24 protein-coding genes and 1 pseudogene are annotated in these 23,931 nt (G+C 58.8%); 7 read left to right on the top strand and 18 right to left on the bottom strand.

The genetic code is table 11. The features are described 5' to 3' along the window. Positions 1 to 17: 17 nt before the first annotated feature. Complete coding sequence (msrB, locus tag ACM1ZW_RS14000; protein WP_416740719.1) at positions 18 to 536, bottom strand: peptide-methionine (R)-S-oxide reductase MsrB; 519 nt, start codon at positions 534 to 536, stop codon at positions 18 to 20. A 151-nt stretch (positions 537 to 687) separates the two neighbouring features. Here msrB and ACM1ZW_RS13995 point away from each other — a divergent pair, with 151 nt between their 5' ends. From ACM1ZW_RS13995 to ACM1ZW_RS13975, 5 genes are all read left to right on the top strand, one after another. Further along, a complete protein-coding gene (locus ACM1ZW_RS13995; RefSeq protein WP_017340354.1) occupies positions 688 to 1,404 on the top strand; it encodes a response regulator transcription factor in 717 nt (238 codons plus the stop codon). Continuing rightward, positions 1,401 to 2,918 carry a sensor histidine kinase gene (locus tag ACM1ZW_RS13990; protein ID WP_414879423.1) on the top strand — a complete coding sequence of 506 codons (1,518 nt, stop codon included), beginning with the start codon at positions 1,401 to 1,403 and terminating at the stop codon, positions 2,916 to 2,918. Before ACM1ZW_RS13995 ends, ACM1ZW_RS13990 begins: the two co-directional genes overlap by 4 nt. Before the next feature lie 47 nt (positions 2,919 to 2,965). Continuing rightward, positions 2,966 to 3,475, top strand: a complete 510-nt coding sequence (locus ACM1ZW_RS13985; protein ID WP_414883147.1) for a DUF6622 family protein — start codon at positions 2,966 to 2,968, stop codon at positions 3,473 to 3,475. A gap of 91 nt (positions 3,476 to 3,566) precedes the next feature. Then, positions 3,567 to 4,271, top strand: coding sequence for a hypothetical protein (locus ACM1ZW_RS13980; RefSeq protein WP_017340357.1), 705 nt, complete (start codon positions 3,567 to 3,569; stop codon positions 4,269 to 4,271). A gap of 339 nt (positions 4,272 to 4,610) precedes the next feature. After that, entirely contained in the window at positions 4,611 to 6,038 is a 1,428-nt protein-coding gene (locus ACM1ZW_RS13975) for a PLP-dependent aminotransferase family protein (protein ID WP_414883148.1), read from the top strand. 17 nt (positions 6,039 to 6,055) lie between these two features. Here ACM1ZW_RS13975 and ACM1ZW_RS13970 read toward each other — a convergent pair whose 3' ends face one another. The 10 genes from ACM1ZW_RS13970 to ACM1ZW_RS13925 form a co-directional block, all read right to left on the bottom strand. Continuing rightward, positions 6,056 to 6,856 (bottom strand): N-acyl homoserine lactonase family protein, encoded by an 801-nt coding sequence (locus ACM1ZW_RS13970; protein ID WP_414879420.1) that lies wholly within the window; start codon positions 6,854 to 6,856, stop codon positions 6,056 to 6,058. Positions 6,857 to 6,870: 14 nt separating this feature from the next. Beyond that, positions 6,871 to 7,830: a diiron oxygenase gene (locus ACM1ZW_RS13965; RefSeq protein WP_416740718.1), complete on the bottom strand. Its 960-nt coding sequence runs from the start codon at positions 7,828 to 7,830 to the stop codon at positions 6,871 to 6,873. Positions 7,831 to 7,897: 67 nt separating this feature from the next. After that, positions 7,898 to 8,656, bottom strand: coding sequence for a TauD/TfdA family dioxygenase (locus ACM1ZW_RS13960; RefSeq protein ID WP_017340361.1), 759 nt, complete (start codon positions 8,654 to 8,656; stop codon positions 7,898 to 7,900). Positions 8,657 to 8,677: 21 nt separating this feature from the next. Next, positions 8,678 to 9,550, bottom strand: coding sequence for a branched-chain amino acid aminotransferase (locus tag ACM1ZW_RS13955; protein WP_414879418.1), 873 nt, complete (start codon positions 9,548 to 9,550; stop codon positions 8,678 to 8,680). 24 nt (positions 9,551 to 9,574) lie between these two features. Further along, positions 9,575 to 10,915, bottom strand: a complete 1,341-nt coding sequence (locus tag ACM1ZW_RS13950) for a KamA family radical SAM protein (RefSeq protein WP_416740717.1) — start codon at positions 10,913 to 10,915, stop codon at positions 9,575 to 9,577. Between the two features lie 31 nt (positions 10,916 to 10,946). Continuing rightward, positions 10,947 to 11,591: a glutathione transferase gene (yfcF, locus tag ACM1ZW_RS13945; RefSeq protein WP_416740716.1), complete on the bottom strand. Its 645-nt coding sequence runs from the start codon at positions 11,589 to 11,591 to the stop codon at positions 10,947 to 10,949. Positions 11,592 to 11,786: 195 nt separating this feature from the next. After that, entirely contained in the window at positions 11,787 to 12,254 is a 468-nt protein-coding gene (locus ACM1ZW_RS13940) for a cupin domain-containing protein (protein WP_017340365.1), read from the bottom strand. Between the two features lie 83 nt (positions 12,255 to 12,337). Further along, on the bottom strand, positions 12,338 to 12,835 hold the full coding sequence (locus tag ACM1ZW_RS13935) for a RidA family protein (RefSeq protein WP_017340366.1): 498 nt from the start codon (positions 12,833 to 12,835) through the stop codon (positions 12,338 to 12,340). 50 nt (positions 12,836 to 12,885) lie between these two features. Further along, positions 12,886 to 14,166 (bottom strand): ATP-grasp domain-containing protein, encoded by a 1,281-nt coding sequence (locus ACM1ZW_RS13930; protein WP_416740715.1) that lies wholly within the window; start codon positions 14,164 to 14,166, stop codon positions 12,886 to 12,888. Positions 14,167 to 14,208: 42 nt separating this feature from the next. Then, positions 14,209 to 15,309 carry a hypothetical protein gene (locus ACM1ZW_RS13925; RefSeq protein WP_017340368.1) on the bottom strand — a complete coding sequence of 367 codons (1,101 nt, stop codon included), beginning with the start codon at positions 15,307 to 15,309 and terminating at the stop codon, positions 14,209 to 14,211. Positions 15,310 to 15,457: 148 nt separating this feature from the next. Here ACM1ZW_RS13925 and ACM1ZW_RS13920 point away from each other — a divergent pair, with 148 nt between their 5' ends. Together ACM1ZW_RS13920 and ACM1ZW_RS13915 are read left to right on the top strand one after the other, a co-directional pair. After that, positions 15,458 to 16,876, top strand: a complete 1,419-nt coding sequence (locus ACM1ZW_RS13920) for a PLP-dependent aminotransferase family protein (protein ID WP_017340369.1) — start codon at positions 15,458 to 15,460, stop codon at positions 16,874 to 16,876. A 385-nt stretch (positions 16,877 to 17,261) separates the two neighbouring features. Further along, a pseudogene (locus ACM1ZW_RS13915) lies at positions 17,262 to 17,462 on the top strand (DUF3077 domain-containing protein). Positions 17,463 to 17,522: 60 nt separating this feature from the next. Here ACM1ZW_RS13915 and ACM1ZW_RS13910 read toward each other — a convergent pair. The 7 genes from ACM1ZW_RS13910 to cyoA all read right to left on the bottom strand — a co-directional run bounded on the left by ACM1ZW_RS13910 (position 17,523) and on the right by cyoA (position 23,174). Next, on the bottom strand, positions 17,523 to 17,837 hold the full coding sequence (locus ACM1ZW_RS13910) for a helix-turn-helix domain-containing protein (protein WP_017340370.1): 315 nt from the start codon (positions 17,835 to 17,837) through the stop codon (positions 17,523 to 17,525). Beyond that, a complete protein-coding gene (locus ACM1ZW_RS13905) occupies positions 17,834 to 18,178 on the bottom strand; it encodes a toxin (protein ID WP_031319086.1) in 345 nt (114 codons plus the stop codon). The genes ACM1ZW_RS13910 and ACM1ZW_RS13905 overlap by 4 nt, the downstream gene beginning before the upstream one ends. Positions 18,179 to 18,330: 152 nt before the next feature. Beyond that, entirely contained in the window at positions 18,331 to 19,218 is an 888-nt protein-coding gene (cyoE, locus tag ACM1ZW_RS13900) for a heme o synthase (RefSeq protein ID WP_017340372.1), read from the bottom strand. Between the two features lie 11 nt (positions 19,219 to 19,229). Beyond that, a complete protein-coding gene (cyoD, locus tag ACM1ZW_RS13895) occupies positions 19,230 to 19,565 on the bottom strand; it encodes a cytochrome o ubiquinol oxidase subunit IV (protein WP_017340373.1) in 336 nt (111 codons plus the stop codon). After that, complete coding sequence (locus ACM1ZW_RS13890; protein ID WP_008010573.1) at positions 19,566 to 20,192, bottom strand: cytochrome o ubiquinol oxidase subunit III; 627 nt, start codon at positions 20,190 to 20,192, stop codon at positions 19,566 to 19,568. 3 nt (positions 20,193 to 20,195) lie between these two features. Then, on the bottom strand, positions 20,196 to 22,226 hold the full coding sequence (gene cyoB, locus ACM1ZW_RS13885; RefSeq protein ID WP_017340375.1) for a cytochrome o ubiquinol oxidase subunit I: 2,031 nt from the start codon (positions 22,224 to 22,226) through the stop codon (positions 20,196 to 20,198). 3 nt (positions 22,227 to 22,229) lie between these two features. After that, positions 22,230 to 23,174: a ubiquinol oxidase subunit II gene (cyoA, locus tag ACM1ZW_RS13880; RefSeq protein ID WP_017340376.1), complete on the bottom strand. Its 945-nt coding sequence runs from the start codon at positions 23,172 to 23,174 to the stop codon at positions 22,230 to 22,232. Between the last annotated feature and the right edge of the window lie 757 nt (positions 23,175 to 23,931).

Raw genomic sequence — 23,931 nt, 5'->3', positions numbered from 1 at the left:
TGAAATGAAAGAGAGGGTTAAGCCGCCTGTGGCTTGAAGGTCATCGCCAGACCGTTCATGCAATAACGCAGGCCGGTGGGCTTGGGCCCGTCATCGAAGACATGCCCCAGATGACCACCGCAACGCCGACAGTGAACCTCTTCGCGCAGCACGCCGAAGGATCGGTCCTGACGGGTCGCCACGGCCTTGTCCAGCGGCGCCCAGAAACTCGGCCAACCGGTGCGGCTGTCAAACTTCGTGGTGGATGAAAACAACGGCAGGTCGCAACCGGCACAGGCAAAGAGGCCCTCACGGTGCTCGTTGTTCAGCGCACTGCTGTAGGCCCGTTCGGTGCCCTCCTCGCGCAGTATTTCGTACTGCTCGGCGCTGAGCAGGGCACGCCACTCGCTGTCGCTGTGGGTCACCTCGAAAATCTCCTCGGCACTGGCCTCACTGACCAGTGCGGAACGGGCGGCAAATTTTGGCAATACACCGATCACCAGGGCTGCAGCCCCCAGCCCGCCGCTCGCCAGTAGAAATTGTCGCCGTGAAAACATGGCCGTCTCCAATAATCCAAAGTGCCTTTCATGGAACACAGCCTAGGCTTGGGTTGATCGCCAAATCCTCACGGGAACTTAAACAATTCGTGATAACTCTGGCCCCGGAAAACCCGCACAATGCGCTCATTGCGCCGAAGGATTGAGCTTGATGGAACCGACCAAACGCGTCCTCGTGGTTGAGGACGACCTGCATATCGCCGACCTTATCTGCCTGCATCTACGCGATGAGCAGTTCGAGGTGGTGCACTGCGCCGATGGCAATGAAGGCATGCGACTGCTGCAGCAGGGAAACTGGGACGCACTGATCCTCGACCTGATGCTGCCGGGTGTCGACGGCCTGGAAATCTGTCGCCGCGCCCGCGCCATGGCCCGCTACACGCCGATCATCATTACCAGTGCGCGCTCCAGCGAAGTGCATCGGATACTGGGCCTGGAACTCGGTGCCGATGATTACCTGGCCAAACCCTTTTCCATGCTCGAGCTGGTCGCCCGGGTCAAGGCGCTGCTGCGCCGGGTCGACGCCATGGCGCGCAACCTGAAAATGGACGCCGGCAGCCTGATCATCGACGGCCTCTCCATCGATCCGATCACCCGCGAGGTGTCCCTTGACGGTCGGCGTCTCGACCTCACGCCACGGGAGTTCGACCTGCTGTATTTCTTCGCCCGCCAGCCTGGCAAAGTGTTTTCGCGCATGGACCTGCTCAATGCCGTGTGGGGTTACAGCCATGAAGGCTACGAGCACACGGTCAATACCCACATCAACCGCCTGCGGGCGAAGATCGAGGTCGATCCCGCACAACCGGTGCGCATCCTCACGGTGTGGGGCCGTGGCTACAAATTCGCCGCCCGGGAAGAACAGCCATGAAGCTGACCCTGACGCAACGGCTGTCTCTGGTTTTTGCCGTGTTGCTGTTGGTGTGCTGCGGCACCTCGGCCTGGATGCAGGTGCGTTCCAACCAGATGCATGAACAGGAAGTGGTGCAAGGGCTGTCCCGGGACCTGGCCCAACATATCGCCAGCGACACGGTGCTGATGGACACCCGGGGCCTGATGCCCGACGCCGTGCGAGACCTGTTCAGCAAGCTGATGCTGGTCAATCCCAGTGTCGAGGTCTATCTGCTCGACATCGGGGGCAGGATTGTCGGCAGCGCGGCGCCCGAAGGCCGGATTCACCGGGAACGGGTCGACCTGGCGCCCATCCAGCGCCTGCTCAAGGGTGATCCTCTGCCGATTCTCGGCGACGACCCGCGCAGCGTCGATGCGCGCAAGGTGTTCAGCGCGGCACCGCTGAAGGTCGACGGCAAACCTGTCGGTTATCTTTACGTGGTGTTGCTCGGCGAAGACCACGATCGCCTGGCGGAACGGGGCGCCACCAGCGCAGCCCTCAACACGGCCCTGCTGTCCATCGGACTGGTCGCATTGCTTTGCCTGATTGCCGGCCTCACCGCATTTGCCCTGATCACCCGGCCATTGCGCCGTTTGACCGAAACCGTCAGCCAGTTCGACATTGATGGCGTCCCGGCGACGCCACCCGTGCCAGCGCCGGCGGAAAAAACCGCCAGCCACGACGAAATCGCCATCCTCGACGCCACCTTCCGGCAGATGCAGGCGCGCCTCAGCGAACAATGGCGCTCGCTGACCCGCCAGGATCAGGAACGCCGCGAACTGGTGGCGAACATTTCCCACGACCTGCGTACGCCTTTGGCGTCGTTGCACGGTTATCTGGAAACCCTGTCGCTCAAGGACGCCACGCTGTCCCCCGCCGACCGTCGCCGCTACCTGGGCATCGCGCTGGATCAAAGCCGCAAGGTCGGTGGCCTGGCGCAATCGTTGCTGGAGCTGGTGCGCCTGGAACACGGTTTCGTGCAGCCCGTGCTGGAGCGCTTCTCCCTGACCGACCTGGTGCAGGACATCTTCCAGAAATTCGAACTCACCGCCGAAGCGCGCCAGGTTGAACTGAAGGCCAGCTTCGCGCCCAACGTGGCGGCTGCTTGCGCAGACCTGGGGCTGATCGAGCGGGTTCTCACCAACCTGTTCGACAATGCCCTGCGTCATACCCCTCAAGGTGGGGACATCGAACTGAGCCTGCGCCCACAAGGATCGTTTATCGAAGTCACCGTCAGCGACACCGGCCCCGGCATCGCACCGGAACTGCGCGAAGGGTTGTTCCTGCGCCCGTTCAACATTGGCGGTGCACGACGCGATGGCGGACTCGGGCTGAGAATCGTGCATCGGATCCTGCAACTGCACGGTCGCGATATTCAGCTGATCGATGTGCCCGGACGTGGCGCGACCTTTCGCTTCACGTTACCGGTCGATCAACAGACCGCAGAGCAATGGGCGGTGCGCTCCATGAATCTGAATTCGCCAGGGAAATAGTTGCCGCAACCGATCCCGACATCACTTTTCGGCAAGGACGCTGTTCGATGCTCAATACCCAGCAAAACACCCCGCTGTGGGTTTACGCACTGTTTTTACTGCTCTGTTACTACGGCATCAAAGCCCTCTCCCCGACTCACGAAAGCAAAACTTCATTGCTGATCACACCGCCGATTTTGTTGGGTTGGTCGCTGTATTCGCTGAATCTGACGCTCAACCCGTCACTTACAATCAGTTGCTGGTTGGCTGCGGTCATCGCAGGTATCGGCGTCGCACTGCTGGTTTTTTCTCACAAGGGTATCGAGCTGGATCAATCGCAAACCGCGCTGATCGTGCCGGGCACCGCAAAAACCCTGTTGCTCTACCTTTTGTTTTTCGCCGTTAACTATTTCTTTGGCTATCAGGCCGAGGTTGATCCGGAGCACTCGGCCACGCTGCCGATGGTGTTGCTCAAGGCCTGTGCATCAGGCTTTGCGAGCGGTTTGTTCTGCGGACGTTCGATCCGGTTTCATCAGGTGTTCCGGTCCCTGAAGACCGCGCCCGCCGGGAATCCGTGACAACGCCGCCTCGGTCCAATAGATTAGGCGGCCTGAAAAGGCCCAGCGCTTTCTCGCCTCAACCCAAGTTTAAAGAAGTAGTGAAATTTCAATGTCCGATTCCAATACCGCTGAATCCGTAGTCACCTTGTCGTCCAAAGCGGAATACGAAAACTCCATCAATCTTTCACAGCACGTGCCCCAGGCCAAGACCATCAGCGAGATGGTTCTGGATGCTTTCCAGTCAACTCGTGAAAGCGATCAGATCCGCGAGCTGCGCGCCGCGATTCGCCAGGCCCACGACCGCTTCGACGACGACAAAGCCTATGAACTGATGGGCGAGCTCAAGCAACTCAAGGACGCCGAAGCCGCCGACATCGCGGCCCTCGAAGACCTGAGCAGCAAATTCTCGATCAGCCGCATTCTTTCCAGCTTCAAGGACGATCCGGCGTTTCAGGAAATCGTCTACGGCCTGGCATTGAAGGTGCTGAACCAGACGCATCTAGCCATCAGCAACCCGGCCAGTGGCAAGAGCAAAACCGCCCGAGCCAAGAAAGAAGTCGAAGTGTTCACCATCAGCAAGGATGGCGTGAGCGTCACCCTGCCGCTGCGTACTCCACGCTCGCGACTGAACGTTGACCGTGAAGCACTGGAATTCCTGGGCTTCACTTTCGTCGGCGAGGGCGATGAAGCCGAACTGGAAAACGAGACGTTCCTGGACAGCGCCGGGACAGAACAAGCGGTCAACCGCAAAAACATCATTACTGCACTCCAGCAGCAAACCGCATTCGATGGCTACAGCATCGCCGCGCAGTAACACGATTCATTGTAGCGAGTGAGCTTGCTCCAAGCGTTCCGACGTTGGGCTGCGTAGCGGCCCCAAGAATCTGACTGCAATTGTCGATTTTTGTGAGTGCTGCGCACTCAAGCGAGAGCAAGCTCCCTCGCCACAGGTAGCTCACTTGCACACTCGAGAGCCCCGCCCTAGAGCGGGGCTTTTTATTGCCCGCGATTCCGCTAAAAGCACGATTACTCTCACAGTATCGACACCCGAATAAACACTTCCCTTCACCCTTGAGCACCACGGGTCCGCCTGCGGGGAGCGTCAACTCACTTTCCAGCTCAAGACTTCAGTGGTGCGATTGCTGAGGTCATCATGCACACGACCCCTTTGTACCGTCAGTTAGCCAACCACTACCTCGACGCGATCCGCAGCGGCACCTTGAAAACCGGTGAACGGTTTCCCTCCATTCGGCTGATGATGGAAAAACACGCCGTCAGCCTGTCGACCGCCGTGCAGGTTTGCCGGGAGCTGGAGGACTACGGCGTGCTGGAAGCCCGCCCGCGTTCCGGCAACTACATTCGCCAGCCGGACACCTTGCCCAAACCTGTCGCGACCACGCCCCCGCCTCTCGACACCGACGTCTATCTCGGCATTCACGAGCAGGTGTCATCGGTACTCAAGGCCAGCCAGCGTGCGACGATCAAGGTCAATTTCGCCAGCGCGTACTGTGCGCCGGCGCTCTATCCGTTGAAGATTTTGCAGGAGCATATGATCAAGGCGCTGCGTCAGGATCATCATTTGCTGGGGGTTCAAGGCTCGACCTGCGGCAACCTCGCATTGCGCAGCATCCTGGCGCGACGGGCGCTGACCGCCAAAGCCAATTTGACTGCCGAGAAGATTGTGATCACCAACGGCGCAACCGAAGCCATCAACCTGGCCTTGCGTGCCGTGACCCAACCCGGTGACACCGTGGCCGTGGAGTCGCCGACCTTCTACGGCCTGCTGCAAATTCTCGAAAGCCTGAACCTGCGGGTACTGGAAGTCCCGGCAACGGCCCACGCGGGCATCAATCTGTTCGCACTGGAACAACTGCTGCAAAGCCCCGAACGGATTCGGGCGCTGATCGTCATTCCCAACCTGCAAAACCCCCTGGGCAGCATCATGCCCGACGCCAACAAGGCGCGGCTGGTGCAACTGTGTGCCGAGCACGGCACCGTGCTGATCGAAGATGACACCTATGGTGACCTGGTGGATACCGAGCAGCCATTGTCCACGCTCAAACACTGGGACTGCAGTGACAACGTGATCTATTGCGCCTCGCTGAACAAAACCCTGGCACCGGGCCTGCGCCTGGGCTGGATCAGCGCGGGAAAATGGCACGAGCGCGTGGAAATGCTCAAACACACCCAGACCCGAGGCTGTGAGACGTTGTCGCAACTGGCAGCAGGTGCGTTCATGAAAACACCGTCCTATGAGCGTTACCTGCGTCGTCTGAGGAAAACCCTGACGCAACAACGCCAACAGATGAGTGCCGCGATCACCCGCTATTTCCCACCCGGCACCTGCGTGACCGCCCCTCGGGGCGGTACATTGCTGTGGGTGGAACTGCCTGGACACTGTTCGGCCATGGCGCTTTTTCGTGAGGCGCTGAAAGAGGGCATTCAGATTTCACCTGGGGATATCTTTTCCAATACCCAGCGCTTTGGCCACTTTGTGCGGATTGGGTGTGGGGCGCCGTATTCGCCGAAGATCGATGAGGCGTTGCAGACCCTTGGCCGCTTACTGGCAAAGCAAGGCTGACACCCACGGGGGGATTTTCAAATCGCTGGCTGGTGCAGACAAATGATATGCGGATCGTTATTCCAGTGCGGGAATCGCTCGGCGATCAGTGGGTCATGCCCGGGAATAACGTGGTCCTCGCTGTCAGCCAAACGGTCGATTTCAATAAACGCCTCAAGCGACTGCGCCAGATCATCAATGATCGGAAACGGACTGCGCTGGCGAATGTTCGCCCACAAATGCGCCGCATCCGACGCCAGAACAATCCACCCTCGCCCTGTATTCACCCGCACCACCTGGCTACCCGGCGTATGGCCGCCCACCGGGTGCAGCGTCACCCCGGGAACGACCTCGACCGTGCCGGTATGCAAGCGCAACCGGCCTTCGAACAGCGGTGGCAGCGCCGACATGACGTCTTCGACTTCATAGGTTTTGTTTACCGTGCGATGGGCCATTTTCGGGCCGGTGCAGAAGCGCAGTTCCGCTTCCTGCAAATGCACCGTGGCTTTTGGAAACAGCCCCAGGTTGCCCGCGTGATCCCAGTGCAAATGGGTAAGAATCAGGTTCTCGACCTGCGCCGGATCGATGTCCAGTTGGCGCAGGGATTCTTCCGGCAGGCGATACATCTGACGGTTGCGCCGATCCGCCGTAGCCGGTTGAAAACAGGTGTCGACCACGATGACCTGCTGCTCGTTGCGAATGACCCAGAAGTAGTAATCCAGTGGCATCGACGCATTGGGATCACCGCAGCAGGCGTCATAAAGAAAGTTCTCCCGCGCGGTGCGCTGGGCATTGGCGCCGACACGGATGGCGAACACTTCGTACACAGGAACGGACATTTTCACCTCCTGAATCAGGCCACAGCCGCTGTTTTGAGGGTCGGACGGAAGTCGAAATCGATCTCGTCGCTGATTCCCAGATCCTGCGCCAGACGATGCAGGCCGCTGTAGTCACGCATGATCGTGGCGTTCTTGTTGCTCTCCCGGGTGTCGGCAATGATCAGCGCCGCATCCTCGACACCGAGTTGCGTCAGAATCGCCTCCCACATCGAGTAGTCCTGGGCGACAAAGGCACTCAGCGCCACAGACAACGTCTGTGCGAAAAATGCCCGCTGAGTCGGCTGCATGTTCGCGTACATGACCTTCGCCACTTCAGCGAGAATCTTGCTGTGAGCGTATTCGTCGCGGTTGTGCAGCTCTGCCACGCGGCGGTTTTGCGGTTGAATGGTTTGATCGTCGGCCAGCAGATCCAGGTAAGCGTTGACACTGATCTCGGCCACCACCGCAAAGGTGATCGCCGCCAGGTCACGCTGCCATTGCTCGGGCAATTTTTCACGCAATGCGACAAGCCGCAAATAGGTCACCGACGGCGGCAATTCCAGATCCTGATCGAGTGCGCGGTCCTCTTTGGTTCGCTCGATGGCGCGAAGATGCATGAGCGTGTGGTAGTGCTCGTCGATCAACGTCTGCTGCATCGCCTCGCGAAAATGCCAGTCGTTTTTGCCCAGGTACTGATTGGCAATGACGCTCAGCGCCGGATTCACGACGTGCTCTTCCGCCGTAACGGTACGCAGGTTGTAGCCGATCCAGCCCCAGGTCACCACGGTGCTTTTGAGCTCGTCGCTCAGGGCCTGGAATTTCGGGTGATGGAAGAACGGCACCATGCACTCTGGATAATCCGGGCGTGCCGGATCGAACGCTTCGCTGGCCGAGGCCTTGTCCGGCGCGCACACCGTGGCCCTTTTGGTCCAGGCCTGATTAAGCCGCACGACCAGTTGATGATCGACCTTGGCGATCTCGATTGCTGTTTGCATGACGCGATACCTGTAGGACGCGTACCCGCTGAGGGGTACGCCGATGAAATAGTGAGCGACGGATGAATCAGGCCAGCCAATAGCGGGTCAGGTTTCGCGCCGGGTCAGTGTATCGACTGCGGGCGTGGATCATTCGCCAGTTGTCCCAAATCAGCATGCAGCCGTCGGGAATCAGCACCGGCGTGTTGTGCTGGATGAAATATTCCTCGCCGAGCAGCGCGAACCTGGCCAAGGGCGATGAACTGCTCGTCACCTTCGATTGCTGCAAATCGTCCTCGGAAGGATTCACATCGCCGTAGTGAAACTGGTTGTAGCTGAAACGGAAAATGTCCCCCTCCTCTGTAGGCGTCAGGATGTACTCCTTGACCCTGGTTTGCGCCGCCTCACCCGGTTTGGCGGTGGCGACGAACTCCACGGGTGTGTCGTCGATCCATTCACGCAGCTCGGGTTCGGTGCGTTCAAGGAACCGCAGGAGTTCATACCCGTCCACCAGCCCCGTATGCCCGCCACCGCATGTCGCTTGTTGGTGACAATGCAACGCCAGATAACGCGGCGGCGGTCCATAGACCGGCGCTTCGGTGTGCGGGCCGATGCCGTTCATGCTCTGGGAGTACGGCAACGCTTCATACCCCGGCTTGCGGGTAATGGCGAACGCCGTCTGCCCGTTGAATTGCGGAATGATCCGTCCGAACTCCAGCAGCGTGCCGACGACATCGTAGGCAAATTCGGCAGGGGTCAGCACCGTCCAGCCACGGGACGACAATTCATCATGGCGATGGCCCAGTGAAACGTAAGGTGTAGACGCAACAATCCCTTGATCTGACATGGTGGTGTTCCTGGCGGTTTATCAGGCGTTAACGGTTGAGGTGTAAGCGGCAATGAATTCGCGACAGGCGTTGCCCGGTCGGTAGCGTTGTTCGTCGATGCTTTGCACGGGCGTGATTTCGGCTGCGGTGCCCGTCAGAAAGCACTCATCGAAGTCGCCAAGCTCCGTAGGAAGAATCGTGCGCTCCACCACCTGGTAATCCAGCGCGCCGGCCAATTCGATGATGGTCTGACGGGTGATGCCATTGAGAAAACAATCGGGCAGCGGCGTGTGCAACGTCCGGTCCTTGACGAAGAACACGTTGGCGCTGGTGGCTTCGGCGACGTGGCCGCGCCAGTCAAGCATCAGCGCATCGTGATAGCCGTTGTTTTCCGCGTCGTGCTTGCTGAGTGTGGCGATCTGGTAATGCCCGGACGCCTTGGCTTCGAACGGGCTGCTGCTGGGTGGCGGACGACGCCACTCGGCGGTCTTCAAGCGAATGCCGCCCATGTGCCCCGCCGGGTCGAAGTAACTCGGCCATTGCCAGCAGGCGATCGCCACGTGCACACGGTTGAAGCGCGCCGACGTGGAGATCATTTCACTGCCGCGCCACGCCACCGGCCGTAGATAACCGTCGACCACGTTGTTGCGTTGCAGCAGTTCATGGCTGGCCGCTTCCAGTTCGGCCAGCTCGTAGGGAATCGCGAAATCCATCAACTGCGCCGAGCGATACAGGCGCTCGCTGTGTTCACGCAGTTTGAAGATCTTGCCGTTGTAGACACGCTCCCCTTCGTACACGGTGCTCGCGTAATGCAAACCATGGGTCAGCACATGCAAGCGCGCCTCGGACCACTCGACGAACTCGCCGTCGAGCCAGATAAAACCTTCTCGCTGATCAAACGGAATACTGCTCATGTCCCTATCTCCTGATTAATCGTCCTACGCCGTTTCGAGCAGGACCGGTATCAATTCGGGCACCGCTACTGGCTCCGGCTGAAAGAAAAACGAGCGCTCGCCAAACGCCGGCCGCAGCTCATCGAACCAGGTCGCGTGCGGATCGAACCGCGCATAGAAGGTGCGCAATACCCACTGCGGATCGCGTGCCTGAAGAAACTGCAACACGAAGACTTTTTCCCCGGCCAGGGTCTCGATGCCGTTGATCAACACCTTCCCGTAAAACGTGCTCATGGATGGCCCGCGCACCGTACGCGCCAGCCCGGACACCGTTCGGTAAGCCGCCTGGAAAATCTCGAAAGCCCGTGCCAGCGGCATCGCGAAGTAGTGGCTCGGCCCGGTATCGCGCTCGACAAACATGTAATAAGGCACCGCTCCCAGCCGCACGCCCTCAGTCCAGAGCGCCGCCCAATCGGCGGGGTTTTCGTTGATGTGGCGGATCACCGGCGCCTGCATGCGCAAGGTCGCCCCGGTGGAGCGAATGCGCTCGACGGCCTCGCGGGCGATGCCCTGGCGGATCTCCACCGGGTGGTTGTAGTGCCCCATGACCGACAGGTGTTTGCCCGCCGCGACGATCCGTTTAAACAGCTCCAACAGTTCCGGCGCGTCCTTGTCGCTGACAAACCGTTGCGGCCAGTACGCCACGGATTTGGTGCCGATGCGGATGCTTTTGAGGTGAGGCAGCTCCAGCAGCGGCTCGATGTACCCCGCCAGCGATCGGGTGTTCATGATCATCGGATCGCCCCCGGTGATGAGCACGTCGGTCACCTCGGTGTGCACCCGCAGGTAATTCACCAGCTCCTGGGACTCACGCGCGTTGAACTTGAGTTCTTCCTCGCCGATGAACTGCGCCCAGCGGAAACAGAACGTGCAGTACGCGTGACACGTCTGACCGGCACCGGGGAAAAACAGCACGGTCTCGCGGTACTTGTGCTGTATGCCTGGCAGGACTTTTCCGTCGAGGGTCGCGCCGTTGTGTGTCAGCTGCCCGGCCGGATGCGGGTTCATGCGCAGCCAGATCGCCTCGATCCGACGCTTGATGGCGACGGCGTCATCCCGTTCGATCAGTTGCTTGAGCGACGCGTACTCGTCCGGCAGCAACATGTCCTTGTGGGGGAAGGTCATGCGGAAAATCGGGTCATCCGGAATGTTGCTCCAGTCGATCAGCGTGCCGAGGACGTAGTCATTGGTGCGAAATGGCATGACCCGGGCCACTACGGTCATGGCCTCCTGCAGCGCTGGCGTCAGTTTTTGCCAGTACGGCGTGTCGCGAATGGTGCGTGAGTTATAGGGTTTGTATCTTTCCTGCTCCGACAGTCCCTGCATGGCAGCGCTCCTGGTGATTGCCTGGCGGTTTTTACTGAATGGCCGGCGCTACGCGCTCTATGTCCATCCAGGCCCGGACGCTGTCGCGATCCCATTGCCGGCGCACATAGGCCGCGAGCCGCGCAGGAACGCGATCGCCATTGGCAACCAGTCGGTTGAGCATGATTGCCAGGTCCGTGTCGGCGATGCTCCAGTCTCCGAACAGATGGTCCGCGCCCTCCTCCAGCAACCGGTCGGCGACAAAGAACAGCCTTGCGACAGCTGCCTGGGCTTCATCCGACAACGGGGTTTCTTTCTTGCCGAAGTAAATGAGGTCGGCCGGACGCTCTTTGCGAATGACCAACAGATCACTGCGCAACCAGGCCTGGAGCTGACGGGCGCGGGCGCGTTGCTTGATGTCCAGCGGGAACAGTTTGGGATGCCCCGGCGCTATTTCATCCAGGTATTCGGCAATGGCCGAGGATTCCGACAATGCGAAACCTTCGTGAACCAAGGTGGGGATCTTGCAGGTCAACGAGACATCTTGATAACTCGCCTGATAGTTCTCACGCGCTTTCAATTCCAGCGTGACAAGTTCAAACGAAAGTTGCTTTTCTTTCAACGCCACATAGGCCGACATTGCAAAAGCACTGACAAAATCCGCGCCAACATAAAGTTTCAGCTTCGTACTTTCCATAGAACGCTCCCTTGCTTAACCACAATAATCCGTTGCATTGGAAACGATCGTAGTTAGTTGGTTAAGCGCTGAACAGATACAGAAATTATCTGTTTCTACGGATACAGAACTTCAAAAATCCAGCGGACAGAAACAAAAAAGGGAGTCTGCGAATGCGGACTCCCTGGTGGGTAACAGAGGGGAAGATCGAGCGTGTCAGACCGTGGCGTCTGCCGCACTGGAGAGCTGCGCCATCTGGGGCATGTTGCTCATGTTGAGCATCGCCAGCGGCTCAGTGGCGCTGGTGTTGACGAAGCCGTGGCGGGTCCAGGCTGGCACCAGCAACACGTCGCCGGGGCTGACGTTAACTGCATCGGCATCGCCCAGGGTCAACGCGCCGCTGCCAGACTGAATGATGAACAGGTGCCACCACGAATGCGCATGGCCATTCAGCGTCGTGCCGGGTTTCAACCATTGCATGGACACCGCCATCCCTGGCGTCAACTTGCAGCCTTCGGTGCTGTCGTCGTGGGCCAGCGCGACAATATCGACCTCGCTGTCCTTGAGGTTCTGACGCATGCCTGTGAGTTCATCCCCCTTCCACACCCGGGCATTGACCGGCGGTTGGTTCAAACTCTGGCGAAAGTCCTTATATGAAAAAAACCCACCTTGAATGTTATTCATCCGCACACACCGACTTATTATCGACTTTGAGTGACCAGACACTAGGCGAACAATCAATCACTGTAAAGCCGAGTAACTAACACTCACAACACCGAAGGCCGCAGCGCCACAATCATGTCAACTTCCACGGCGGCATTTTTCGGTAACTGATAAACGCCGACAGTGGTTCGCGTATGTTTCCCCGCATCGCCCAGCACATGACTGAAGACATCCGATGCACCGTTGGCCACTTCACTCAGGTCAACAAAGTCCGCCGTACACTTCACGTACACCGTGACCCGTATCAACGACTTGATCTTGTCCAGCGAACCGATGGCATCGACGATCAGTGCCAGCCCGCGCATGGCGCTGATGCTGGCGGCCGCTTGGGCATCCGCCAGGCTGAGCTCAAGCCCGACCCTGCCCGGGTATTGCATTTTGCCGCTCATGCGCGGGACCAGGCCGCTGACGTAGATTTCATCGTGATGCCGCACCAGCGGTGCGTAACGTCCGCCCACGGTGTTCTCGCCGTAGATGTCGTAGTTGAGTTCTTTCGCCAGGGCGATGAACCGCTCGTCACACGACATTTTTTGCTCAATCATTCACTCAACCCTCTTAAACCAATAATGCTTGGAACTTTGATCCCGAAGGCTCAACCCACGGCTCTCGCCGGCGCCGCCAGGCAGGTGACTTCGACGCGCGACTCGATCGCCTCTGCCAGGCGCAGCAGGTTGTCGCTGAGCTGCCCGTAGTTTTCGTCGAACAAAACGATGTGGCCGATAAACGACGTGTTGTCCTTCACCAGTGCGGTGACTGAATCACTGAGGCGCTTGGCGTACACCGCCTCGACCAGCTCGATGTCCAGCTCCCGGGCCAGGGTTTCGATGTCCGGCACGTAGCGCAAAAGACCACCGGCCGGCGCCCGGAGCAGACGAATGCCGCAATAGCCACGGGCAACGGGGTCGCGATGGTCGACCTTGCCTTCCACCGCCCAGCGGACCCAGCGTTCCCATGGATCGAAATCGATGAACGCCAGACGCGCCAGGTCCCAGATGTGCATGCCGCCGGGGCGCATGTTGGTTTCCACCGCCGAGGTCAGGCCGTCGCGGCGCAGGAAGACCTCGTTGTGATAGGCGCCGTTTTCCAGCGACACCAGTCCGGACATGTGTCGGCCGGCAGCCGCCAGGCGCGCCTGTACGTCAGCCGCCAGCGGCGCCGGCACCACTTGCTGGATCTCCGCGCGATAGGCGCCTTCGGTGGTGGTTTTCTCGGTGACCCAGGTGCTGCCCGCGACGTAATCCCAGCTGTATTCACGGGCGTTCTGAATCAACTCTTCGAGGACGATGCCGCCTTCGCGATAGGGCTTGAGCGCCTGCCAGGCGTCGTCACATTCGGACGGATGATGGATAACGCGGCAACCTCGGCTGGCGCCTTCGCAGGCCGGTTTGATGAAGGCCTTGCCGCCCAGTTCGACCACCCGCTGACGCAGTTCCCCCAGGCTTTCGATACGTGCGGAAAACACCGGGCGGTAGTCCTCCGGCGCTGTGTCGGCGGCCGCTTCCAGCTTGCGAAAGATCTGTTTGTCCAGCCCCGCCCGCGCCTCGCCGGGGGTAATGCCGGGAAGGTCGAAACGGGTGGCCAACGCGGCACCCAGCAACACACCACGGTCGGAAAATGGCAGGACGCCGATCAGCTTCCAGCGATCGGCACCCAGGCAACCGACCAGCAGATCGACGGAATCGGCGATGTCCTGCGGCGCCATCGAGGCCGTGCAGACGTGATCCGCGACCTGATCGTCATCGGGCTGAATCTGCTCGACCACCAGGATCAACCTGGCGTTATAGAGTGTCTTGCAGAGGTCGCGCAGCTTCTGGATATCGTGAACCCGGTTGCCGTTGTACCCGACCACTACTACGCATGACGTGGTGTTCATGAAACCTCCGACCTGTGGAGTAAAAAACGCAAACGCGGTGACTCAGTCGTGCAGTGACGCGTTGGCCCTACGGTTGAGCCAGTACCAGGCGAGGATGCCGCCCGCGCCGATAGCGGCCAGTACCAGTGCGCTATAGGGCGGTGGCATGACTCGCATGATCAATACCGTCAGCCCGGCGCCAACGCCCAGGGACACTTCCTTGACGAACATGTTGTTTTGCTTGACGGAGAAGTAATCGAGATAGCTGAACGCGCACTCGGCGATGGACAGCAGCGCCACCCAGATCAACGCGCCGGCGAGGGTTTCGACGTGGAACGCATCCGGCGACGAGAGCACGGCGAAGCCGCCGATGATGATCCCGATGACAGCAACCACTTTGAAGCGCCCGGTACGCTCGATCAGTTTCATCACCGGCACCTGGGCGAACACCACCACGGCGCTGTTGAGGATCAGCATCAAGCCGTACCAGGCCGGCAATTCACCGGTCTTGAGCAGGATCGCCTGGGGCAGGATCGAGAACACGCCGAACAGCTTGATACCCATGATGACGCCAGCGATCACCCACGGCAGCTTGTTGCGCCAGCCGCTGCCGTCGTGGGTGTTTGGTTGGGCGACTACCGACTGCGTGGTGAAGGTCGCGCCCATGGCGATGGGCAGGCACAGCAGGACGAAACCCGCGGCACCGAGGAAAAACAGGGTTGGGGTCAGCAGCGGGGAAAGCAGGATCAACCCCGCCACCAGACTGCCCATGTTCATGGCGACACGGTTGTAGGCCGCGCCCTCTTTGGTCTGGGCGGCTTCGCTCTTGATCAGGTAACCGGCAATGGCAATGCCGTAGGCGAACAACGCTGCGGCAAACATCACAATGCCCTGGTTGCTGGTGACTGCCAGCAACACCAATCCGAGGGCGGCGCACATGAGCGTAACGCTCAGTGACCGACGGCCGAGCACCAGCAATGTCAGCGGCAGCAGCAACAGCAAGGCCCGATACCCGAGGGCGAGGATGCTGTTGGTGGCGGTGTCGAGCCAGACGTTGGCCTTGCCCAGCACGGCAAACAGCGACACGGCGGTGATGATCCGGATCGTGAACAGGCGAATGTTGATCACCGGTTTGGCGACGGCGACCGTTGTTTGAACACTCATGCAACACCTCTGGAACCAGCGACTGTTCAGGCGTCCAGCGCGAACAATCAGGAAAGTCTGTAAGGTGATGGTAGAGAGAGTCGCTTGTTTTCATCAGAGCAAGTTCGTATAGAATCAAACGAACTTTACTGCCGGAGAGACCAGTAAAATGCAGGTTCAGCGAGCAGTGATCGCCGCCATCGAGTTCCAGCCGGGAGTGCCGCTGGTCCAGCAGATCGTCGATCAATTGTCGGTGGCGATCAGCCAGGGCGGGCTGCCTCACGGCTCGCGGCTGCCGCCGATTCGCGAACTCTCCGAGCTGATGAACGTGGGCAAGTCCACGGTGGTGGATGCGCTGGATCGCCTGCGGGCCAAGGGTCTGGTGGTTTCACGCCAGGGTTCGGGGCATTACGTGCACCGTTCCAGCCTCACGCTCAAGACCGATGCCGGCCCGGACCTGCAACCTCAAGACACACTGAGCGTGGTCCGCCGCGCGGTACTGCAGGACAATGGCGCGCTGCGCCCGGGTGCCGGTTTCCTGCCTTCCTCGTGGCTACCGGCAGAAGAATTGCTGAAAGCCGTGCGTGGCACCCTGCGCGCAACCTCCCTGCGCATGGGCGAATACGGCGTCGCTGCCGGTTACCTGCCACTGCGCGAAGCGTTGCGGGTCAAACTGGCGACCTTGGGCATCGAAGTGCCGGTGGACCAGATCATCACCACCGCCAACACCGTGCAGGCCATCGACATGCTGATGCGTCTGCTGGTCAAACCCGGCGACACGGTGCTGCTCGACGATCCGTGCTACTTCACCATGCACACCAACCTGGCCTTGCATGGCGCTCGGGTCATCACCATTCCCCGTGCCGCCGAGGGCATGGACCTGGACGCCTTGGAACAATTGCTGATTACCCATCGGCCCGTGCTCTACATGACCAATAACACCCTGCACAACCCGACCGGGCACTCGTTCTCCCCGGCGCAGGTCTATCGCTTGCTGGAGTTGAGCCACCGTTATGGCTTTCACATCGTCGAAGATGATTTGTATTGCGATATGCAACAACGAACCACGCCGCGCCTGGCAGCAGGTGGGCTGGACAATGTCAGTTATGTCTCCGGTTTCTCCAAGACCCTGACGGCGAACAGTCGGGTCAGCTATGCGGTGCTTTCGCCGCAACTGGCAGCCCGGATGGTCACCCTGAAAATGGCCTGCGGTGGCATGACGTCGGAACTGGCGGAACAGATTATCTGCACCATGCTCAGTGATGGCAGCTACGCCAAACACACGCGGCGCACGGTGGATCGGCTTTACGAATCGAGCAGTCGGGTGTCGAGCTGGCTGGTGGAGGCGGGTTGTTCCGTTTCTTCGCTGCCGCATGAAGGGTTGTTCATCTGGACGCGTCTGCCCGAAGGGCATCATGCCGAAACGTTGGCGAGGAAGGGTCTGGACATCGACCTGGTGCTGGCGCCTGGCACCCTGCTCAGCAAAGCGCCGGATGCCAGTCACTTTCTGCGTTTCAACGTGGCGCACAGCGATAACCTTCAGGTGCGGGAGCGGTTTCTCCGGTTGCTAGACGATTGCAAAAAGTAACCGCATCACTCCCCTGTGGCGAGAGAGCTTGCTCCCGCTGGAGTGCGAAGCGATCCCCTGCATTTTCTTCTGATATACCGAATTTATAGGCCTAAGCGACTGCTGCGCAGCCGAGCGGGAGCAAGCTCCCTCGCCACAGGGGACCGCGTCGGACATAGCAATTGCTGGCGGCATGACATCCACCGCCAGATCGCTACGATTGTGATCCCCGCCTCCCGCACGCTAACTTCGATGCATCGCTGCCAATTCAGCGACCGGGCCTGATAACTCGAACACGATGTAGGCACCCATCGGAGTTCTCCTTTATGCACGCCCACAATCCGTTCAAAATTTATGCATCTGTGCCAGCTGTCCCCCGTCACCTCCCAACCACAGGAGGTGCCCAATGACCAACCCTCAAGACCTGGAAACCATCGGCATCACCCCTTCTCCTTCCACGCCACCCAACCGCTGTTCCGCATCAACCGTGGCGCCCCGCGATAGCGACCGGTATGCCTGGGCATCGCATTTTCTGCAGGATATGAGCAAGGCCATCATCGATGATGTGGCGAAGGTGCTCGATGCACCGTGTAACAACGGGACGTAAATGAAAAAGCCCCGCCCTTTTCTCAAAGGGCGGGGCTTTTTTAGCAATTCCATCATTTGCTCAAACAGCTGCCAGTCGATCAACCATGTCTGGGAATTTCTCCACCAGCCTGATCAGCAAGGCAGCTTGGGCATTAGGTCTCGATTTTTCCTGCTCCCAATTCCTCAGGGTGCTCGGACTGGTTCGAATACGCTTGGCAAAAACGGCTTGAGACATATGTAACTTTTCTCGCAGTGCAACGATCTCTTGCGCCCCTACCTCAGGCGCAGGGATGTCCTCAATTGACGTATTGCGCAACGTGATCTTGCCTTCGCGTTGAGCCGCCATCTCATCAACGCCCTGCATCAATTCTGCAAACAGGTCGCGCTTTTTCATGGGGTACCCCGTACTTTCAACTCTGTCTCTATGGCTTTCTTGAGCGCTTTCTCTTGGTCGGCGCTCAAATTCTCAAGCTCATCTTTGTCATAAATTGCAAACATCCAGAACTGGCCATCATTCATAAGCCAATAATAGATAACCCGCAAGCCACCTCGCCTGCCTTTACCTCGACGGCCATCTGCCCAGCGCAACTTTCGGAAGCCGCCTGTTCGAGGCATGACGTCGCCGGCCTGCGGATTCAGCTGCATATGGGTTTGCAACGCGCGATACGCATCGTCCGTCAGATAATTGCCAACGGTGGCAGTGAAGGAAGAGGTTTCGAAGAATACGGTTCGCACTGACAAACTATAGGCAATTTGCTTATAGTCAGGCAACCGATGAATGATCTACCTGACGAGCTGTCCTGGCTTTCAATCCACTGGAAAACCCTCAATAAAAAACCCCGCGCCTTTTCTCAAAGGGCGGGGTTTTTCGTTACAGCATCCGACACTTAAGGCGCGTACGTCAGCAACAACTCGCTCGGCACTTTGAAGTCCAGGGACATCATCACGCTCAACGCGGTAATGGTGAAGATCGAGAACACGAACAGCTTGCGTGCCCAGACCGTGTCATCCACTGCCTTGTAGCCGGTCCAGGCCATGTACAGCCAGTACATGCCCATGGCCGCGGCGACGGCGAGGTAGCTCATGCCGGCGTAGCCGCTGAAGGTCAGCATCAAGGTCGCCACGAGGAAGGCCAGGATGTAGATCAGGATGTGCTTCTTCGCCACTTGAATCCCGCGCTTCACCGGCAACACCGGAATCGAGGCGGCCAGGTAATCGTTGAAGCGGAAGATCGCGATGGCGTAGGAATGCGGCATCTGCCACAGGCTGAACATCACCAGCAGCGTCAGTGCGGCCATGTCGAAGCTGTTGGTCACAGCGACGTAACCGATCACCGGCGGCATCGCCCCCGACAGACTGCCCACCAGCGTGCCGTGAACCGACTTGCGCTTGAGGTACAGGCTGTAGAAGCCGACGTAGATGACGAAACCGATCACCGCGAACAGCGCAGCCAACGGGTTGGCCACCTTGTACAACAGCGCAACGCCGGCAACACCCAGGACGGTCGCGAAGACCAGGGCCAGTTTCAGGGAGATCAGGCCCTGGACCAGCACCCGGTTCTTGGTACGTTCCATCTTCAGGTCGATGTCGCGGTCGATGCAGTTGTTGAACACGCAACCGGAAGCGACCACCAGGGACGTGCCGATCATGGCGGCCAGGAAGATGGCCAGATCGACATGCCCTTTCGAGGCCAGGAAAAATCCGCCTGCCACTGAAAGCACGTTACCGAAAATGATCCCCGGTTTGGTGATTTGGATAAAGTGCTTCAAGGACATCCGGATTTACCTCACTTCGCCATCATGTTGGTGTGGATGCTGAACATGATCCACAGCGACAGGCCAACCAGCAGGACAATCACGATCGCGGCGAACACAAATGCAATCACGTTGTTACGCTGCGCGGCGGAACGGTCCAGGTGGAGGAAGTACACCAGGTGCACCAGCACCTGGATCACCGCAAACGCCAGGACGATCCACAGGGTGAGCGATTTCGGCAGCGACGGGTACATCACCAGGCCGAAAGGAATGACGGTCAGGATCACCGACAGGATGAAGCCGATAGCGTAAGACTTGACGCTGCCGTGGCTAGCGTCGTGGCTATCGTGGGAATGAGCGTTAGCCATTTACATAGTCCCCATCAGATAAACAACGGTGAATACGCAGATCCACACCACGTCCAGGAAGTGCCAGAACAGGCTCAGGCAGCTCAGACGGGTCTTGTTGGTCGCCGTCAGGCCGTTTTTCTGTACCTGGTACATCATGATCGCCATCCAGATCAGACCGCTGGTCACGTGCAGACCGTGGGTGCCGACCAGGGTGAAGAACCCGGACAGGAAGCCGCTGCGGCTAGGACCGAAGCCCTCGGAGATCAGCATGTGGAACTCGTTGATCTCCATGCCGATGAAGCCGGCACCGAACAGGAAGGTCATGGCCAGCCAGCCCAGGACCTGGTTCTTCTTGCCCTTGAACAACGCCAGCATGGCGAAGCCGTAGGTGATCGAGCTGAACAGCAGCAGAGCGGTTTCGCCCAGTACGTATGGCAGCTCGAAGATGTCGTGGCCCGACGGGCCACCCGCTACGTTGTTAACCAGTACCGCGTACGCCGCGAAGATCGACGCAAACAGAATGCAGTCGGTCATCAGGTAGAGCCAGAAACCGAATACGGTCATCTCGCCCGAGTCGTGGTGATGGTCATCGTGCCCATGTCCATCGACATGGGTGTGTCCAGCATTGGTCACTAAGTTCGACATGGTTTAAGCCTGTTCCAACGAGGTTTCAACACGGGTGGCGGAGGCTGGGATTTTCCCGGCCGCGACCAGACGCTTGTGCTGCTCGGCTTCAATGCGCTCGATCACGTCGACCGGCACCATATAGCCTTGATCATCGCGGGCAGCGTGGATCACGAAGTAGCCCACGGTGCCGACCAGGCCAACGATGGCCAGCCACCAGATGTGCCAGATCATCGCGAAACCGAACACGGTCAACAGAGCACCCATGACCAGGCCGGTCGCGGTGTTGTTTGGCATGTGGATCGGTTCGTAACGAGCAGGAGCCTGGTACGCGGTACCGTTTTCCTTGGCTTCGGTGAACGGATCGATGGTTTCCGCTTTTGGCAGCACGGCGAAGTTGTAGAACGGTGGTGGCGACGAGGTCGACCATTCCAGCGTGTGGGCATTCCACGGGTCGCCGTGTTCGCACATGTTTTCCGGCTTGTTGCGGTCACGCACGCTGACGTACAGCTGAATCAGCTGGCAGGCGATGCCTACAGCGATCATCACCGCACCGAACATGGCGACGTACAGGTACGGCACCCACTCAGGGTTGGTGGTGGCGTTCAGACGACGGGTCATGCCCATGAAGCCCAGTGCATAGAGCGGCATGAACGCGACGAAGAAGCCCGAGATCCAGAACCAGAACGCTGCCTTGCCCCAACCTTCGTGCAGCTTGAAGCCGAACGCTTTAGGGAAGTAGAAGCCGAAGCCGGCGATGTAACCGAATACCGCACCGCCGATGATCACGTTGTGGAAGTGAGCGATCACGAACAGGCTGTTGTGCAGGACGAAGTCCGCACCCGGAATGGCCAGCAGTACGCCGGTCATGCCGCCGATGGCGAAGGTCACCATGAAGCCCAGGGTCCACAGAACCTGGCTGGTGAAACGCAGACGCCCTTGGTAAATGGTGAACAGCCAGTTGAACAGCTTCACCCCCGTCGGGATCGAAATCAGCATCGTCGCCAGACCGAAGAAGGCGTTGACGCTGGCACCCGAACCCATGGTGAAGAAGTGGTGCAGCCAGACCATGAAGCCCAGGATCGAGATCGCGCCCGATGCATAGACCATCGAGTGGTGGCCGAACAGACGCTTGCCGGTGAAGGTCGAGATGACTTCGGAGAAGATCCCGAACGCCGGCAGAATCAGGATGTAAACCTCGGGGTGACCCCAGGCCCAGAACAGGTTGACGTACATCATCGGATTGCCACCAAGTTCATTGGTGAAAATGTGGAAATCCATGTAACGGTCAAGTGTCAGCAGTGCCAGGGTAGCGGTCAGGATCGGGAACGAAGCCACGATCAGGACGTTGGCCCAGGTGCAGGTCCAGGTGAAGATCGGCATGTCCATCAGCTTCATGCCAGGGGTACGCATCTTCAGCACGGTGGCCAGGAAGTTGACCCCCGTCAGCGTCGTACCCAACCCGGAGAGCTGTAGCGCCCAGATGTAGTAATCCATCCCCACGCCCGGGCTGTATTGCAGGCCCGACAGCGGTGGATAGGCAACCCAGCCGGTCTTGGCGAATTCGCCGACGCCCAGGGACAGGTTGATCAGCACGACGCCGGAGACCAGCAGCCAGAAGCTCAGGGAGTTCAGGAACGGGTAGGCAACGTCACGCGCGCCGATCTGCAGCGGCACTGCAAGGTTCATCAGGCCGGTGAAGAATGGCATCGCCATGAAGATGATCATGATCACACCGTGAGCGGTGAAGATCTGGTCATAGTGTTCAGGTGGCAGGTAGCCAGGCGAACCCTCGGTGGCCATGGCCAACTGGGTACGCATCATGATGGCGTCGGCAAAACCGCGCAGCAGCATGACCATGGCAACGATGATGTACATCACGCCGATTTTCTTGTGGTCGACCGAGGTCAGCCACTCGGACCACAGGTAGGTCCACTTCTTGAAATAGGTGATTGCAGCGAACAGCGCCAGACCACCGAGCGCGATCATGGCGATGGTCACCATCACGATCGGTTCGTGAAACGGGACCGCTTCCCAACTTAATTTACCAAACATCGTTTACTCCTCTGCCCCGGCAGCTGAATGCGAACTCATGTCCATCCCTTCCGTGGCGGCCACTTCGTGCTCTTTCTTCTCGTGGTGCAGCGGCTTGCCCGGTTTCATGCCTTCGTACTTGTCGACGATGATCTGGAACAGGTTCGGCGTGACCGAGGAGTAGAGCTCGACTGGGTTGTTCTGGCTTGGCTTGGAAAGGGCTTCGTATTCAGCTTTTTCAAGCTGTTTAGGTGCCTTTTTGACTTCGCTGACCCAGGCGTCGAAATCTTCCTGGGAAGTGGCGATAGCTTTGAACTTCATACCGGTGAAACCAGCACCGCTGTAGTTGGCGGAGATACCGTCCATTTCAGCGTTCTGGTTGGCGATCAGGTGCAGTTTGGTCTGCATGCCGGCCATCGCGTAGATCTGGCCGCCCAGCGCCGGGATGAAGAACGAGTTCATCACGGAGTCCGAAGTCACCTTGAAGTTGATCGGCGTGTGCGCCGGGAACACGATCTTGTTGACGGTGGCGATGCCTTGCTCCGGATAGATGAACATCCACTTCCAGTCCAGCGCGACCACTTCAATGGTGATTGGCTTGACGTCGGATTCCAGCGGCTTGTACGGGTCCAGCGCGTGGGTCGACTTGTAGGTGACGTAACCCAGGGCAATGATGATCAGCACCGGAACAGCCCACACCGCGATTTCGATCTTGGTGGAGTGCGACCACTTTGGCGTGTAGACGGCGTCAGTGTTGGACGCGCGGTATTTCCAGGCGAACAGGAACGTCATGATGATGACCGGAACCACGACCAACAGCATCAGCAGCGTTGCGGTGATGATCAGGTTTCGCTCGTCCAGGCCAACCTGGCCCTTGGGATCGAGCAAGGTCATGTTGCAGCCTGACAGCAGCAATGTGCCGATCAGCGGCAATAAGCCTAGTAGTCTGGGGTACCTGTTTTTACTCATCTCACGACCTCTAAAGCAGCTTGCGCAATGCAGTTGGGTTTTGATCGCCAACACTTCACCCTGCCAAGGGTTGGCATTTTCTTGGATTGAATAAGTGGCTGCCCGTCGCGCGTCAGACGCTGCTCGACAAATCCTGGGCCAGCGGTGAGTTCTTATTCGAATTCGTGGTCAAAGGCCTTGTTACAGACCAATTCCATTTGGTGCGGATAGTTGGAAGGCACCGACACCAGAGGCATCGCATGAAGCCATCCGGCTTCTCGACGTCCTATTGCTGCTCATGCACCTGAGTCAGGGTGAGCAGTGCCGGGAATTCAGTGCGGGCGATTGTAGATATGTAACGATTCATAAACCATGTCTCATCCCGAAATAATTTTTATCCATTCCAGCAACAATCCTTGACGTTTTTTGCAAAAGTGCGCCATGTTATCGAAATTGATTCTCAACAAAAACACCAAAAATAGTAGGTCTACCGCACGCAGTTCAGACAGTATCGAAGGCTCTGCCCTCCCCTTAGACCCAGCCCAAGCCCCCATGTGACAAGGGTTCTGGCAATTTGCCAGAGCCTGTTAAAACGGCCTGTTCCAGGTTGAGAGCGTTGAAGCCAGCAGCGAAATAATCAGGCCAATTTCATTGCGTCTACACGTACCAATGCGACTCGTTGAAACGTCTTGCGACACTCGCACTGTGACAACATGTCGCACATGTGCCGCACCCGTTCTTGTCGCGCATCAAGGTCTTTTTTTCCGCACCCCTGAAA

The organism is Pseudomonas sp. NFX71 (assembly GCF_048079215.1).
In the GTDB taxonomy this organism is placed as follows: domain Bacteria; phylum Pseudomonadota; class Gammaproteobacteria; order Pseudomonadales; family Pseudomonadaceae; genus Aquipseudomonas; species Aquipseudomonas fluorescens_B.
This window is presented reverse-complemented; position numbering and strand designations above follow the sequence as displayed.

Coding starts and splice junctions, on each gene's coding strand:
- cyoE (WP_017340372.1), bottom strand. CDS start 19,218: ATGTCCTTGAAGCACTTTATCCAAATCACCAAACCGGGGATCATTTTC.
- cyoB (WP_017340375.1), bottom strand. CDS start 22,226: ATGTTTGGTAAATTAAGTTGGGAAGCGGTCCCGTTTCACGAACCGATC.
- ACM1ZW_RS13980 (WP_017340357.1), top strand. CDS start 3,567: ATGTCCGATTCCAATACCGCTGAATCCGTAGTCACCTTGTCGTCCAAA.
- ACM1ZW_RS13985 (WP_414883147.1), top strand. CDS start 2,966: ATGCTCAATACCCAGCAAAACACCCCGCTGTGGGTTTACGCACTGTTT.
- ACM1ZW_RS13935 (WP_017340366.1), bottom strand. CDS start 12,835: ATGATTGAGCAAAAAATGTCGTGTGACGAGCGGTTCATCGCCCTGGCG.
- ACM1ZW_RS13930 (WP_416740715.1), bottom strand. CDS start 14,166: ATGAACACCACGTCATGCGTAGTAGTGGTCGGGTACAACGGCAACCGG.
- cyoD (WP_017340373.1), bottom strand. CDS start 19,565: ATGGCTAACGCTCATTCCCACGATAGCCACGACGCTAGCCACGGCAGC.
- ACM1ZW_RS13995 (WP_017340354.1), top strand. CDS start 688: ATGGAACCGACCAAACGCGTCCTCGTGGTTGAGGACGACCTGCATATC.
- ACM1ZW_RS13940 (WP_017340365.1), bottom strand. CDS start 12,254: ATGAATAACATTCAAGGTGGGTTTTTTTCATATAAGGACTTTCGCCAG.
- ACM1ZW_RS13975 (WP_414883148.1), top strand. CDS start 4,611: ATGCACACGACCCCTTTGTACCGTCAGTTAGCCAACCACTACCTCGAC.
- ACM1ZW_RS13950 (WP_416740717.1), bottom strand. CDS start 10,915: ATGCAGGGACTGTCGGAGCAGGAAAGATACAAACCCTATAACTCACGC.
- ACM1ZW_RS13990 (WP_414879423.1), top strand. CDS start 1,401: ATGAAGCTGACCCTGACGCAACGGCTGTCTCTGGTTTTTGCCGTGTTG.
- ACM1ZW_RS13955 (WP_414879418.1), bottom strand. CDS start 9,550: ATGAGCAGTATTCCGTTTGATCAGCGAGAAGGTTTTATCTGGCTCGAC.
- ACM1ZW_RS13920 (WP_017340369.1), top strand. CDS start 15,458: ATGCAGGTTCAGCGAGCAGTGATCGCCGCCATCGAGTTCCAGCCGGGA.
- ACM1ZW_RS13925 (WP_017340368.1), bottom strand. CDS start 15,309: ATGAGTGTTCAAACAACGGTCGCCGTCGCCAAACCGGTGATCAACATT.
- ACM1ZW_RS13965 (WP_416740718.1), bottom strand. CDS start 7,830: ATGCAAACAGCAATCGAGATCGCCAAGGTCGATCATCAACTGGTCGTG.
- ACM1ZW_RS13970 (WP_414879420.1), bottom strand. CDS start 6,856: ATGTCCGTTCCTGTGTACGAAGTGTTCGCCATCCGTGTCGGCGCCAAT.
- yfcF (WP_416740716.1), bottom strand. CDS start 11,591: ATGGAAAGTACGAAGCTGAAACTTTATGTTGGCGCGGATTTTGTCAGT.
- ACM1ZW_RS13960 (WP_017340361.1), bottom strand. CDS start 8,656: ATGTCAGATCAAGGGATTGTTGCGTCTACACCTTACGTTTCACTGGGC.
- ACM1ZW_RS13890 (WP_008010573.1), bottom strand. CDS start 20,192: ATGTCGAACTTAGTGACCAATGCTGGACACACCCATGTCGATGGACAT.
- ACM1ZW_RS13910 (WP_017340370.1), bottom strand. CDS start 17,837: ATGAAAAAGCGCGACCTGTTTGCAGAATTGATGCAGGGCGTTGATGAG.
- cyoA (WP_017340376.1), bottom strand. CDS start 23,174: ATGAGTAAAAACAGGTACCCCAGACTACTAGGCTTATTGCCGCTGATC.
- msrB (WP_416740719.1), bottom strand. CDS start 536: ATGTTTTCACGGCGACAATTTCTACTGGCGAGCGGCGGGCTGGGGGCT.